10 protein-coding genes, 1 pseudogene and 1 riboswitch are annotated in these 13,360 nt (G+C 38.0%); of the genes and pseudogenes, 7 read left to right on the top strand and 4 right to left on the bottom strand.

The genetic code is table 11. The features are described 5' to 3' along the window. The first annotated feature begins 310 nt into the window (after positions 1-310). Entirely contained in the window at positions 311-1,996 is a 1,686-nt protein-coding gene (locus D0463_RS15555; RefSeq protein WP_117308297.1) for a methyl-accepting chemotaxis protein, read from the top strand. Positions 1,997-2,081: 85 nt separating this feature from the next. Here D0463_RS15555 and D0463_RS15550 read toward each other — a convergent pair whose 3' ends face one another. After that, positions 2,082-2,903 carry an STAS domain-containing protein gene (locus D0463_RS15550; RefSeq protein ID WP_117308296.1) on the bottom strand — a complete coding sequence of 274 codons (822 nt, stop codon included), beginning with the start codon at positions 2,901-2,903 and terminating at the stop codon, positions 2,082-2,084. A gap of 393 nt (positions 2,904-3,296) precedes the next feature. On the opposite strand from D0463_RS15550, the gene D0463_RS15545 reads away from it, so the two are divergent. The 5 genes and pseudogenes from D0463_RS15545 to D0463_RS15520 all read left to right on the top strand — a co-directional run bounded on the left by D0463_RS15545 (position 3,297) and on the right by D0463_RS15520 (position 8,366). Next, positions 3,297-3,839 carry a GNAT family N-acetyltransferase gene (locus tag D0463_RS15545; RefSeq protein ID WP_117308295.1) on the top strand — a complete coding sequence of 181 codons (543 nt, stop codon included), beginning with the start codon at positions 3,297-3,299 and terminating at the stop codon, positions 3,837-3,839. Positions 3,840-3,998: 159 nt separating this feature from the next. Continuing rightward, on the top strand, positions 3,999-4,316 hold the full coding sequence (locus D0463_RS15540) for a putative quinol monooxygenase (RefSeq protein ID WP_117308294.1): 318 nt from the start codon (positions 3,999-4,001) through the stop codon (positions 4,314-4,316). 140 nt (positions 4,317-4,456) lie between these two features. Further along, a riboswitch (SAM riboswitch) is annotated at positions 4,457-4,556 on the top strand. 104 nt (positions 4,557-4,660) lie between these two features. Next, positions 4,661-5,770: a 5-methyltetrahydropteroyltriglutamate--homocysteine S-methyltransferase gene (locus D0463_RS15535; protein ID WP_117308298.1), complete on the top strand. Its 1,110-nt coding sequence runs from the start codon at positions 4,661-4,663 to the stop codon at positions 5,768-5,770. Between the two features lie 450 nt (positions 5,771-6,220). After that, complete coding sequence (locus tag D0463_RS15525; protein ID WP_117308293.1) at positions 6,221-7,657, top strand: glycoside hydrolase family 1 protein; 1,437 nt, start codon at positions 6,221-6,223, stop codon at positions 7,655-7,657. Positions 7,658-8,000: 343 nt separating this feature from the next. Beyond that, a pseudogene (locus D0463_RS15520) lies at positions 8,001-8,366 on the top strand (YunG family protein). Positions 8,367-8,434: 68 nt separating this feature from the next. Here D0463_RS15520 and D0463_RS15515 read toward each other — a convergent pair. The 3 genes from D0463_RS15515 to D0463_RS15505 are packed head-to-tail and all read right to left on the bottom strand — an operon-like array spanning position 8,435 to position 10,657. Continuing rightward, positions 8,435-9,709 (bottom strand): FtsW/RodA/SpoVE family cell cycle protein, encoded by a 1,275-nt coding sequence (locus tag D0463_RS15515; protein ID WP_117308292.1) that lies wholly within the window; start codon positions 9,707-9,709, stop codon positions 8,435-8,437. Next, the gene (locus tag D0463_RS15510; protein ID WP_117308291.1) at positions 9,706-10,125 is read right to left on the bottom strand and encodes a PadR family transcriptional regulator; all 420 of its coding nucleotides are present in this window, start codon (positions 10,123-10,125) and stop codon (positions 9,706-9,708) included. Before D0463_RS15510 ends, D0463_RS15515 begins: the two co-directional genes overlap by 4 nt. Then, on the bottom strand, positions 10,115-10,657 hold the full coding sequence (locus D0463_RS15505) for a sigma-70 family RNA polymerase sigma factor (protein WP_117308290.1): 543 nt from the start codon (positions 10,655-10,657) through the stop codon (positions 10,115-10,117). Before D0463_RS15505 ends, D0463_RS15510 begins: the two co-directional genes overlap by 11 nt. 569 nt (positions 10,658-11,226) lie before the next feature. On the opposite strand from D0463_RS15505, the gene abc-f reads away from it, so the two are divergent. Then, complete coding sequence (gene abc-f / locus D0463_RS15500; protein ID WP_117308289.1) at positions 11,227-12,864, top strand: ribosomal protection-like ABC-F family protein; 1,638 nt, start codon at positions 11,227-11,229, stop codon at positions 12,862-12,864. Positions 12,865-13,360 lie beyond the last annotated feature (496 nt).

Raw genomic sequence — 13,360 nt, 5'->3', positions numbered from 1 at the left:
ATCATCCATGAATAGGCACCGCACGAGAAAATGCGTATGCATTTTCGAGGAGTCTCGCACCCTCCACTCCAATCAACTTTGTTGCAAAATTAACTGAGATATTACGTTAATCAATATTAAACCACCAGTTATGGTGAAGAGCCTTTTTTTCTTTCAATTGGTACTCAGACTCATTGATAAGTGGCGAATTAGTAGCCGTTAATCAGTTCATTTTGTGCTTTGTTAATTATCCAGAATAATATTAAAACTTTAATTATTTTGCCGATATAGCAATTATACATATTTATATTATCTTGAGAGAAGGTACAACATGAAAATTCGCCATAAGTTATTTGTTTTGCTTGGAACCTTGATCGCTTCATTAATCTTGTTAGGGGCATTTTCGATCTTTGAACTGAACAAGTCCCATCGGGATAGCACCGAATTAAATGAGGATGTCCAACTCCAGAGACAGTTAAAGCATATTCAGTATCGTCTGGCTGGATTATCAAATGATGAAAGAGCTTTCTTAATTCAAGGAGATCCCAAGTTTCCTGAACAGATGAAAGAAAAAGCAGGCGAGGTTCAAGATTCGATTGAAATGTTAAGGGGAATGGCGCGCACCTCTGAAGAAAAGCAAACAATCGCTGAAATTGAAAAAGGGTTTAAAGAATATTGGAATGTAAGTGAGGAAGTAGTGTCACTTTATTCTTCAAGTTCTAAGGAAGCCATGGATCTTCATTTTGGTGAGGAACGGAACATCCGCAAAGAGATACTCGACCCGGCCATTGAAGACTATTTAGTGGACCTCACGAAAGAAACTGAAGCGGACAGCAAGCAGATGGACGACCGAATGAACAGTTTCGTGCTGATCTTGATCGTGATTACCGTTGGTGTATCTATTGCTTGTGCAGTATTTGGAACAATCATTATTGCTTCAATTGTTAAGCCTTTAAACCGACTGGGTACACAGATGAAAGAAATCGCTACAGGGGAAGCAGACTTGACTAAACAGATAATGGTTAAGAACAAGGATGAATTAAGTGAGCTAGCCAGTTCGTTTAACGATTTTATCCGTTCAATCCGTGAAATTATCCTTAATATCAAGTCATCTTCTGAACAAGTGGCTGCTTCATCGGAAGAATTTTCGGCAAGTGCTGAGCAGGCAAAAACAGCTACGGAACAATTGTCTCACTCTATGCAGGAAATTGCTGCTAGCTCGGGCAGCCAGCTTAAAATGACAGAGGAAAGCACGATTGCTTTAAAAGAGTCACTCGATGGATTAAATAATATCACATCAACTACAACGGGAGTTGCGGATACCACAATAGGCGTAAAAGAAAAAGCAGAGGGCGGGGTTCAATCAGTTACCCAGATCATTGGACAAATGCAGTCGATTCACTCGTCCGTCGAAAATACCGTCCAAGGAATCACGTCTTTGTCAGATTCTGCTGAAAAGATCAGCCATATTACTGCTTTAATCAATGATATTTCAGCCCAAACGAATTTGCTCGCGCTGAACGCGGCCATTGAAGCAGCAAGAGCCGGGGAACAGGGGAAGGGTTTTGCTGTGGTTGCTGATGAGGTAAGAAAACTTGCCGAGCAATCAAGCAAGTCAGCCAACCAAATAACAGAAATTATCGTCAGCATTCAAAAAGAAACAGAAGATACCGTTGATTCGATTCAAAACGTGAAGGATAATGTTTCTTCAGGCATGGCGATCACAACAGAAGCCGCAACTCAATTTAATGAAATTTTGCATTCGATTGAAGCTGTTTCTTCTCAGATACAAGAAATTGCAGCGACAGCCGGGCAGCTAAATTCAGGCTTTGAATTAGTAACAACTTCTGTTAATGAAATATCTGTCTTAACGAAAGAGACGACGTCAGGAGTTGGTAATATTGCGGCATCAACCGAGGAACAACTGGCATCATCCGAGGAGATATTACATTCGGCACGCTCACTATCTTCTTTAGCTGAAGAATTACAAACTATGATTACCCGTTTTAAAATTTAATTAGAAACGGCCCCACTGCGTATTGCGCAATGGGGCCGTTTAATATTTTTTTATTAAAACATACCAAAATATTATATAGGTGTGTTTAGAATACCAATCCTACGCCTAATTTTTTTAAGGCTTGTTGTAAATGGGAATGGGTTTGTATGTCTTTAAAATCCAACCCCAGTTTTACGGTTGTTTGAGCGAGTTCTGGACGTATCCCCGTGATGATTGTTTCTACACCAGTCAGTTTCAAAGCCTTGACAACTTGAAAAATTTTGTCGGCAACCATTGTATCAATCATTGCAACACCAGAAAGATCCAAAATGATTTTGCTTAAGTTTAGCCGTGCTCCTTCATTTAATGAAATGTCCATTATTAATCTAGCACGATGTGTGTCTATTTCACCTATAATAGGGATGACCGCAATTCCATCGACAATAGGAACAACTGGAACCGATAGGTCTTCTAGTGCAGTATAAGCGATCTTCATTAGGTCGTTGTTATAAGTCTCGTATGTTTCACCGAAAATATGGAAAAGGTGATCGATTAAAGGGTCGATGATTTTTGAAACGTCGAGCATGGTAATGGCAGCAAATTGCTTTTGTTCTAGTTCTTCAGTAAATGCATTCCAGATGACATGTCTTAGATTAGAGGTTGCCCTTAATGAATCGCTTAATGATACTTGATACTGAATTGCCGATTCAGCTGTTTTTTTACCCCATACCGTAATTTTTGGGGTCACAATATCCAAATCCTCGTACAATGCCTGTCCAAAGTATTTGATTAACTTTGCCCTGAAGTCGACACGTTCAGATAATTTAAAATCAGATTTCTCTACCTCTGGAATACTGATCACATTTTGAGCCAAGGTACGATGATTCTGGACGACCTTTTCCCCTATATATCTTAATTCGTCCTTCATAAGAATTTATTCTCCTTATAAAAACTACTTTATTTTCAGTATATAGCGGTTCAATATAAAAAAGAAAGTGTAACTTTCTTATTAATAAAAAGTGGCAGTTTAGTTGATTAAGAAAAAATCGTATAATCACAATCTAATCAAAATGATAGAATTGAAACATCTATTTGTATCAATGGGCTTAGGATGTGAAATCATATATTAAGAGTGGGAATGTCTTGTTTGAACACTAGGCAGACCTTGATCATCTCCTTTTTGTTGATATTTAAACGGATACTAAGGAAATGACTGTTAAAACAAGATGTGGAAAACTTCTCCCACTAAATTGACAAGAACGAATCGGATGAAGCAGATAAATTCATTTCCGAATAAAATGATATAAAAGGAGTGTAAAATATGAATCTAAAATATGAAATGATTCCTGATGAAAAAATTGAATACTGTAGAGATCTGTGTAATGAACTTATGGCCTTTCAAAAGTCGAAATCACACATCAAACCGGAATTGTTTGACAACATGAATTTTGACACACGGATGATTCCTTCAATACAAAATGCAATACATAATTATACTGTGATAGTTAGACATGATGATAAAATAGTTGGTTATGTATATTCCAATATCTCTTCTAAAGAAACCTATTCAAATGAATTTGCCACTTTTTTTGACCTTTCTACTGTTCGCGGAAATAACGTAGGTTGTTTATCACAATTTTATATTAAAGAAGATTATCGACAATATGGGATTGGATCTAAACTTTTTGATATGTCCATGAAGTGGTTGACGCAATTTGATGATGTCGAAGATTATTTTATCTTTGTCTCAAATGGCAATAATGACGCCTTAGAATTCTATAAACGCAAGGGATTTTCTGTCAGTCATGATATATTGGATGGGTTTATAACGGTGTTACGTAATAATAATCAGTTTGATTTATGAAGCTGCAAGCAGATTTTGTGAAAAATAGTGAATGGAAAGAGATGTTTTACGACGTAATAATAAACTGAATATAAACAAAAATAGTTTTGGTAAATCAAAGGTAATTTACATAATGGTGTGGAACATTTAATGGGTTCCTATAAATAAGGAGGACTTAAAATGAGTAAATTTGGACTGTACGGAAAGCTTACTGCGATTGAAGGGGAACGTGACACTTTAGTGGGAATTCTTTTAGATGCTGCCAAATCAATGGATGATATTAATGACTGTGAGTTATATGTCGTAAACATCTCTGATAACGACCCTGACTCTGTCTTTGTTTATGAAGTATGGAGTAACGAGAGTGCTCATCAAGCATCCTTATCCCTGGAAGCAACACAAACATTAATCCAGCGTGCGAAGCCAATAATTGCAGGGATGGAGAGAATTACTACACTGTTCCCAAAAGGAGGAAAGGGCATTTCCACTCAATCATAAAATTGCTAAAAGTTTCTTGGTGATATCCTTCATAAACCGGCTTCCCAAAGTAAAGACAGTATTCTGCTTATTAGAAATTTTCTAATTTCCCCTTGACCTCGGATACTATTAACGGTAGAGTTATAAAAAAGTAAATATAATTCTTATCCAGAGAGGTGGAGGGACTGGCCCTTTGATACCTCAGCAGCAGACTTTATCGTACTGTGCTAATTCCAGAAGCTTAAAGCTTGAAGATAAGAAGAGACATGGACCAAGCCGCCAACAACCTCTTCTGCTTCAAGAAGAGGTTTTTATTTTTTTGGTCTTACATTTTAGAAATAACGAAAAGGAAAGAGGTATTTTTTATGTCCATTACGTTGACAAAGGCACCATTCAGAGCAGATCATGTAGGAAGTTTATTAAGACCCAAACACTTGCTAGAAGCGAGATCCAGCTTCAATAACGGAGAGATTAGCGCCGAACAGCTAAGAGAGATAGAACTGGCAGAAGTAAAAAGAATTGTTGATAAGCAAGTTGAGGTTGGTCTTAAAGCGGTATCAGATGGTGAATTCAGACGTAACTGGTGGCATACCGACTTCATGGAGAACCTGCTGGGGATAGAAGGATACACTCCGGAAAAAGGTTACAAATTCAGCAAGATGGAAACGGATAAGCATGATGTACGTGCTGTAGCGAGAGTAGCATACAATCCTGAACACCCATTCATTCAACATGCAAAGGAATTGGTTGAAATTGTTGGTGACAGGGCGATTGCCAAAGTAACGATTCCGAGCCCTAACCAGTTCTTCAATGCCGGAGTTATCAACCCGGAAATCTATTCTGATTGGGAAGAGTTTGCTAAGGATATTATTGAAGCATACAGACAAACTATTAAAGCTTTTTATGAGGTAGGAGTACGCTACCTGCAGTTGGACGATGTATATATTGCTGGTCTTTCCGCCCCAGATATCCCTTTTAGTGACGCCAAATACTCACGTGAATATTTAATTGATTTAGCTTTACGTGTCGTCAACGGTGTTCTAGATGATAAGCCTGAGGACCTTTTTGTAACTACCCACCTTTGCAGAGGCAACTATAAGTCTGACTACGCATTTTCCGGAAGCTATGATATTATTGCGCCCACCTTGCTTAATAAGGAAAAAGTAAATGGATTTTTCCTAGAGTTTGATGATGAACGTTCAGGAACATTCGAACCTTTAAAGTATATCCCGACTGGGGAGGATGCACCACGAGTAGTGCTGGGGTTATTTACTTCTAAGTTTCCTGAGTTGGAAGATAAGGAAGCCATTAAAGAAAGGATCAAAGAAGCCTCACAATATGTACCATTGGAACAGCTGTGCATTAGCCCTCAATGTGGATTCGCATCTACACATCATGGCAATAACCTGACAGAAGAAGAGCAATGGAACAAATTAAAGTTAATCGTTGATGTGGCAAAAGAAGTATGGGGTTAATCTAAAAAGATACATGTATAACAATAAAGGCTGGTAGATAAGTAAGTTATCAGCTGCTTGAAAAGAGGGATGCTGTGCATCCTTTTTTTCTTGTAGTGCGCCCGGCATGGGTGCAGTCTATAGGGTGAAAGTCCTGAACCATGAAGGCAGAAGTCACAGATAGCCTAATGCAAGGATATCCATGGTAACGTGGAATCTGAAGGAACGAGCGGCAAACCTCTGGTCTGAAGAACACGAACTCCATATAGGCTAGGGATAATTGGGAGAGCCTGCATACTAGGGCAAAATCCTTTCTGCCAAAGGTGGTACAGAGTAAATGAAGCAGATATGCAGTGGGAAAGACTATACTCTTACCCGGAGAGGTCTGATTGTTTTAAGAAAGAATAAGCTATATATTTACACAAAAAACAAATAGTAATGACTATGGAATGAATATTGGGAGGTATTAGAATGAAGAAATATCAATTCCCAAAAGATTTTTTATGGGGAGGAGCAACAGCTGCTAATCAGATTGAAGGCGGGTTTGGCGAAGGGAATAAAGGGTTAAATATTGCCGATGTTCTTCCAGGTGGAGAAGAACGATATAATATATTACTGAATCCAGGATTTGATTTTGAAGTCCATCGGGACGGGTACTACTATCCAAACCATGAAGCGATTGACTTCTATCATCGATATAAAGAAGATATTGCGTTGTTTGCGGAGATGGGGTTCAAGACATTCCGTATGTCGATTGCGTGGACACGAATTTTTCCAAACGGTGATGAGTTGGAGCCAAATGAAGAAGGGTTAGCTTTCTATGAGCGTGTGTTTGATGAATTGCATAAACATGGAATTGAACCAGTGGTAACCATTTCTCATTATGAAATGCCTTTGAATTTGGTAAAAGAATATGGTGGCTGGAGAAACCGTCAAGTGGTGACGTTCTTTGAACGGTATGTAAATGCAGTATTCAATCGTTATAAAAATAAAGTAAAGTACTGGATGACTTTTAATGAAATCAATAGCGGCCTGGTTATGCCGATTCAAAGTCTTGGTTTTTCCATTCAAAAAGAAGAGGATAAATACCAGCCAACCTTTCAAGGGTTCCATCATCAATTTGTCGCCAGCGCCATTGCGGTAAAAGCCTGCCATGAAATCATTCCTAACTCACAAATTGGCTGTATGATTCTCTTTGCACCTGTGTATTCCTTTGATAGCAATCCTGAAAATGTAATGTATGCCCTTGAGGAAGAACGCCTTTTCAATTACTTTTGTGCAGATGTGCAAGTAAGGGGCGAGTATCCCGCCTTCATTAAGAGATACTTTAAAGAACATCATATCGAGTTAGAAATTCAAGATGGTGATTTAGAATTAATAAAAGAAGGCACAGTTGATTATATAGGATTTAGCTATTACATGTCCCGCACCGAGAAGTTAGTGAAGGCAGAGGGAGAAGCTGCACAAGGGAATATCATTGGCGGCATAAAGAATCCATTTTTAAAAGCAAGTGACTGGGGCTGGGAAATCGACCCGGTAGGATTACGTATTAGCTTAAACAAATTATATGATCGCTACCAGGTACCGTTATTTGTTGTAGAAAACGGGTTAGGAGCCTATGACAAAGTAGAAGAGGACGGATCCATCAATGATGACTATCGGATTGACTATCTTCGAGAACACATTAAAGCAATGGGAGAAGCCATTGAAGATGGAGTTGAATTAATAGGCTATACAAGCTGGGGACCCATTGATTTGGTCAGTGCTTCTTCAGGTGAGTTCTCCAAACGTTATGGTTACATTTATGTTGATAAACAAGACGATGGCAGCGGAACATTGACGCGGAAAAAGAAGAAGTCCTTTTTCTGGTATAAAGACGTAATTGCAACAAACGGGGAAAAATTATAAAGACGATCTGATTATTAAGATTGGTTTTTCAACAGAGAAATATCTGTTTTATTAAGGGCAAGACGACGGTAGCTCTTTTGGAATTAGAAATTGTGAAGAACATTACTAAAATGGGTGCTTTCATCAATAAGCTTACATGAAATCTTTAGCAACCAGGCGCATTTCTTTAATAAGGAATGCGCCTTTTAACAATGGGCCAGATTGTGGAACAACACGCGGGATATTGGATATTTATGTTAAAATACAGATAAGATTGTAAAGAATTCTGTTTAGACTAACTAGGCCGGGTTAATTTAATCATTTAAAAATTGAAATTCAATAGTTTGTGAAAGGAGAATTTTTAATGGGTACGAATGAACTATCACAAATACAACGGATAATTAACGCTTGATCAAACTCTTGGTCGTCAAAATCAAGTTCAAAATGGAGTAATGATGACCCTGCAAAAGGTCAGTGTGGGGTAACAACATTAGTGGTCAATGATATATTGGGTGGAGAAATACGGAAAACTAAGCTATCTGATGGCTGGCATTTTTACAATATTATTAATGGTAAACGTTATGATTTAACAACTTCTCAATTTAACGAAGATATAGTGTACATGGATATTCTTTCTAATAGAGAAGAGGCATTTCTGGATACCAATGAAGAACAATACAATTATTTGAAACAAAGTGTACAAAACAATATACATAATAGTTTAATATAGTAGTTTTCTATTACAAATGGGTGCGGGCCATTATCTTTAAAAAAGAGTATGGCCACAGTGCCATACTCTTATATGTTCTTCACGAGCAGAATATCTTTTTTGTGATACACACTTAAAATCAGGCCAAACAAGCAGGCGTTAATCATCGCTGATAAAGCACCATAACTCATAAATGGCAGCGATATGCTGATTATTGGTAATAAACCGAGAGACATTCCGATGCTGACAGTTACCTGCGCAGTGAATATGGCTAGACTGCCGGAAACAAGCATTTTCCCAAATGGGTCTTTCACAGCCCGGAATATACGGGACATTCGCCAGATGATCCATAAAAACAGCAACCCTATGAGCAAAGCTCCAGCCCAGCCAATCGTATAGGTAATCGTTACAAAGATGAAATCCGTCATCATTTGATTAAATAGATCAATCTCCCCGAGCGAACCAAAATGACCAAGCCATCCGGCATCCGCAATTAGCTTTTCCAGTCTCAAATACATATACCCCGATGTCTCACTGAATTTTTCAGGCGTGAAGAACGCATAAAGTCTTTCTAATTGATAGGGCCTTACATTTTTCAAGGATATAAGCAGAAGGGAAACACATATAGTAAGCAGGACCGATGCAGTGATAAGGATTTTCCTTTTATTTAGGCCGCTCTTCCAGACCATGACAGCGACCATCAATGAATAAAGCGCCACCGCCTGCCAATTGATTGTATTCAGAAACAGGAAAGCAGAACAAACGTATAGAATGGCGGCCAAATAAACATTCATCTTTTTTGATTGCAGAATTCCCGCCCAGCCAAGCAGAAAAAGCGGCAGAACCACAATGGAATCGACCGACAATACACCGAGAATATTAATTCGCGGACTGCCGTTCACCGTTACATTGGAAAATGGGAACTGAACGAGAATTAAACATCCCATCGTAAAGAAAACCCAGCCCCATCTCTGAATTTTTCGATAATCGAAAAAAAGAAGGACACAGGCCAAGATTATACTTCCTGTTACAGAATATACCTGCTTCAGCACTGAAAATGAATTACCCTCTTTAAATAAGAACGAAAACAAAACCAGGCCTGCGGCTGACATGAACAGAAACATGCTCATTAGTTTCCAATCAATCTTCGGCCTGTGCAGCTTGTCCATCTTCTGCCCAATGACAGAGGGGCTTCCCATATTTCTGACAGCTAGAATCTCTGCTTCATCCTCTGTATATCCTTTTTTGACCAGTTCAGTCTTAGCTTGATGCAAATGGGCTTTTAATTCAGCTTCTATATATTTTTTTGCTTCTTTTGATCGGATATAAGACGTAACCTCATCTAAAAAGTGATTGCTTCTCAATCGGTTCCTCCTCCTTCAAACGCCGTACGCAAGCGGGAAGCGGTTGAACCACTTTTAGATTCTGTTTTCTTTAGCCACTTTTTCGCACGTTCATCCAAGGAATAGAACTTCCTGTCTTCCGTTTCCCAAAAAGATTGGAGCCAGCCTTCCTGCTCAAGCTCATGCAGGACAGCATACAAGGAGCCTTCATTATCTTCAAAATTCCGGATGCCTTTCTGGTAAAGAGATTCGTTAATTTGATAACCGCTTTTCTCCTTATCCAATGATCTGAAAATAGCAATCATGATGTCTTCCCTGCTCACATCCTGCTTTTTGATAGCAGTATGGATGGAGTTTCTATGATTTTCCGTGAATTTCAAATCAGCAAATGTATGCTTTTTCATAGCCGATTTCAAGCGTGTTAATTTATCTTCCATCGGTGGATTCCTCCAAATAGGTTTTTAACATTCTTTTCGCCTGGCGCATCCGGGTCTTCACCGTTCCAAGTTTGATCCCGGTAATTTCAGAAATCTCCTGTAGCTTCATTTCCTGAAAATAATGGAGATAAATGACCTCACGATACTGGACAGGCAGCTCCATGACAGCAGCAGCAAGCTGCCTGTCTTCATCGTGCTGAATGACTGCTTCTTCCACATTATCGGTAGAAGTCCAGTCCTGCTGCCTATCAGCAGGCGAAACTTTTCGGAAGTACCAGCTTTTCCAATAATCCTTACAATGGTTAATAGCAATTCTCCAAAGCCACGTCCTTACATTTGATTGTTGGTTATACGCGGGCAATGCCTTATAGCATTTGATGAAAATCTCCTGAGTCAAGTCCTCTGCCACAACTGGGTCTTTCACATAGGAATAGACCAATTGCAGAATATCCTGGCCATACAGGGACATGATTTCATCCAGTAAGGATTCTTCATCTTTCGCTTGAGACCATTTCAACACAAACTCCTCCAAAACCGTTCACCCTTCCTTCCTAGATATATAGACGATCGTACTTATAAGAAGGTTTTCTATTTTTTTAAAATTCTTCGTATCCTAGGGTAATATCTATAATGTTTTAAAAGAATACAGAATATTATATAGAATTTATTTTACATTTTTATAACTTCTGTCATCTTATTTATCTTAGCGATTGTCTGTATGTATCTTTCCTGGCGCTATATTAGTAATGCTTATTCTTTTCTTGGTATGTAATTCGATCGTTATCTTATATGGGCTTGGGTAAAAGAAAGCAAAATGGTTATTAGTTTAACTACACTTTTCTTCTCATTCATTGATTTTGTGGGTATAATATATGAAATCAGATTAGAAGGGATGATGGGTGGCCGATGAAGAACTAATCTTATTTCAAACATTTGAAAATTGATTTTTCAAATTAAAAAATAGGATTAGTCTGCCCATTTTCCATATAATTTTTTAAGTTATTCATTAAATAGCTTATTTTCGTTATGAAAAATGCAACTAATCCTTCCAAATTCATTTGGGAGGATTTTTTTCTCCCTTGAAAAAGAAAGGGTGATACGATGCAAGAAATCGTTAAATTAAATCATATTAATTTAGAAATTATGGATCGTATTCTATTTAAAGATATTAACGCAACTATCGTTCGTGGAGAAGTGATTGGTCTAATTGGCCGTAATGGTAGCGGAAAGTCCACGCTATTACAAATTTTACTTGGGACTATAAAGCTATCTGAGGGACAGGTTGAATGGAAGAATGACAAAACCGATGTCTTTTTAGTGGATCAGGAGAAACAAACATACGCATCTGAGCATGTTACACAATTAGAAGCTACCTTGATGGCGAAATGGCATATTCCGGATGTTCCTTACGAAGTGTTAAGTGGCGGAGAAAAGCTCAAAATTCGTCTTGCAAAAGGTTTCGCGTTAGCACCAGGGTTACTCTTATTAGATGAACCAACAAACCATCTAGATATAGAAAGTACGCAGCTGTTAGTGAATCAAATAGAAAATTATACGGGTACAATCATTGTCGTTTCACATGACAGATATTTTTTGGATACTGTAGCGACAAAAATTTGGTCGATTGAAAATTCGAAATTAATCGAGCAAAAAGGAAACTATACGCATTATATAAAGATTCGAGAACAAAGAAGATTAACGCAGGCAAGAGAGTATGAAAAACAACAAAGAAAAATCGAACTCGTTGAAAATCAAATAAACGAACTGACATCGTGGTCTCAAAAAGCGCATGCACAATCGACGAAGCAAGAAGGTGCTAAAGAATATTACCGCCTAAAAGCGAAACGAATGGATTCTCAAGTCAAATCTAAGCGTAAACGTCTTGAGAAGGAACTTGAGAAGACGAAGGTTGAACGTGTCGAGGAGGATTATCTTGTTCGATTTTCGTTAGAAGCGAATACGAAGGTTGGCAAAAGATTTTTAGAGGTGAAAAATTTAAAAAAGGAGTTTGGGGAACGGATATTATTTGAACAGACGAATTTTACAATTCAACACGGTGAAAAAGTAGCGCTTATTGGCCCGAACGGTAGTGGGAAAACAACACTTTTAAATATCGTAATGGGCAAGGAGCAGGCTTGCGGGGACATTTGGGTTTCCCCATCTGCGAATATTGGTTATTTAACGCAGCAAGTATTTGACTTACCGCTAGAACAAACGCCTGAACAATTATTTAAACGTGAAACATTTAAAGAACGGGGCAAGGTTCAGAATTTAATGAAGCATTTAGGATTTACGGCAAGCAGGTGGTCTGAGCCAATTGAACAGATGAGTATGGGAGAGCGTGTGAAGTGTAAGCTTATGCTATATATACTGGAAGAAAAAGATGTACTAATTTTAGATGAACCGACAAACCATTTAGATTTGCCTTCGAGAGAGCAATTGGAAATAACGTTAGCAGAGTATACCGGTACGCTGGTCGTTGTTTCACACGATCAATATTTCTTAAGTAAAACGACTTCCGTTCAGTTGATTTTTGAAAATCATCGTATTCAAAAGAAATTAAAGCAATCAAATGAAAAGGTTGATTCACTTGCAGAACAGCGCTTAAAGCTTGAAACAGAGCGACAAGAAGTATTAGGAAAATTGAGCTTTTTATCATCCAAAAGCCCAGAGTATACAGAACTCGATCAAAGATTCAATGAACTTACAAAAAAGATTAAGAGATTAGACAATCAATAATTCAATAACGAACGGGCGATATGGAATGGCCAGTATCCCCTTTGCTGTTTCTTAAAGCAAAATTAAAAGACTTTATTATCTCTATACAGCTGCCAGTTTATCGGCGATTTGTATTACCATTCTGTTAGCTGTTCTTTATCTGCCACCATCAGGCGCATTTCTTTAATAAGGAATGCGTCTTTTCACAATAGGGTCAGATTGTTGAAGAACACGAAAATGATTTTATTATTTAGTTATATAAATGTTTGGTACTATAAAAGCATGAAAACAAATATGAGTATTGTTAGTTTTTTCTGAGCCTAATTTGTTTATTTGAATTAATGGTGAATAGTAAGACTTTAAGGATATAAAAGTAAGGGAGGATGATATGATGAATCAATTTGGCACACTACATAAGTCAAATGGTCGTTATGCTCTAAGATTTGAACGCTTTTTCACTTATAAACCCGAAGATGTTTTCCGTGTCATTACGAATCCTAGTTACTTCTCCCAATGG

This window comes from Bacillus sp. V59.32b, assembly GCF_003429085.1.
Lineage (GTDB): Bacteria > Bacillota > Bacilli > Bacillales > DSM-1321 > Peribacillus.
The sequence above is the reverse complement of the archived record's forward strand: the minus strand, read 5'-3'. Positions and strand labels throughout refer to the sequence as shown.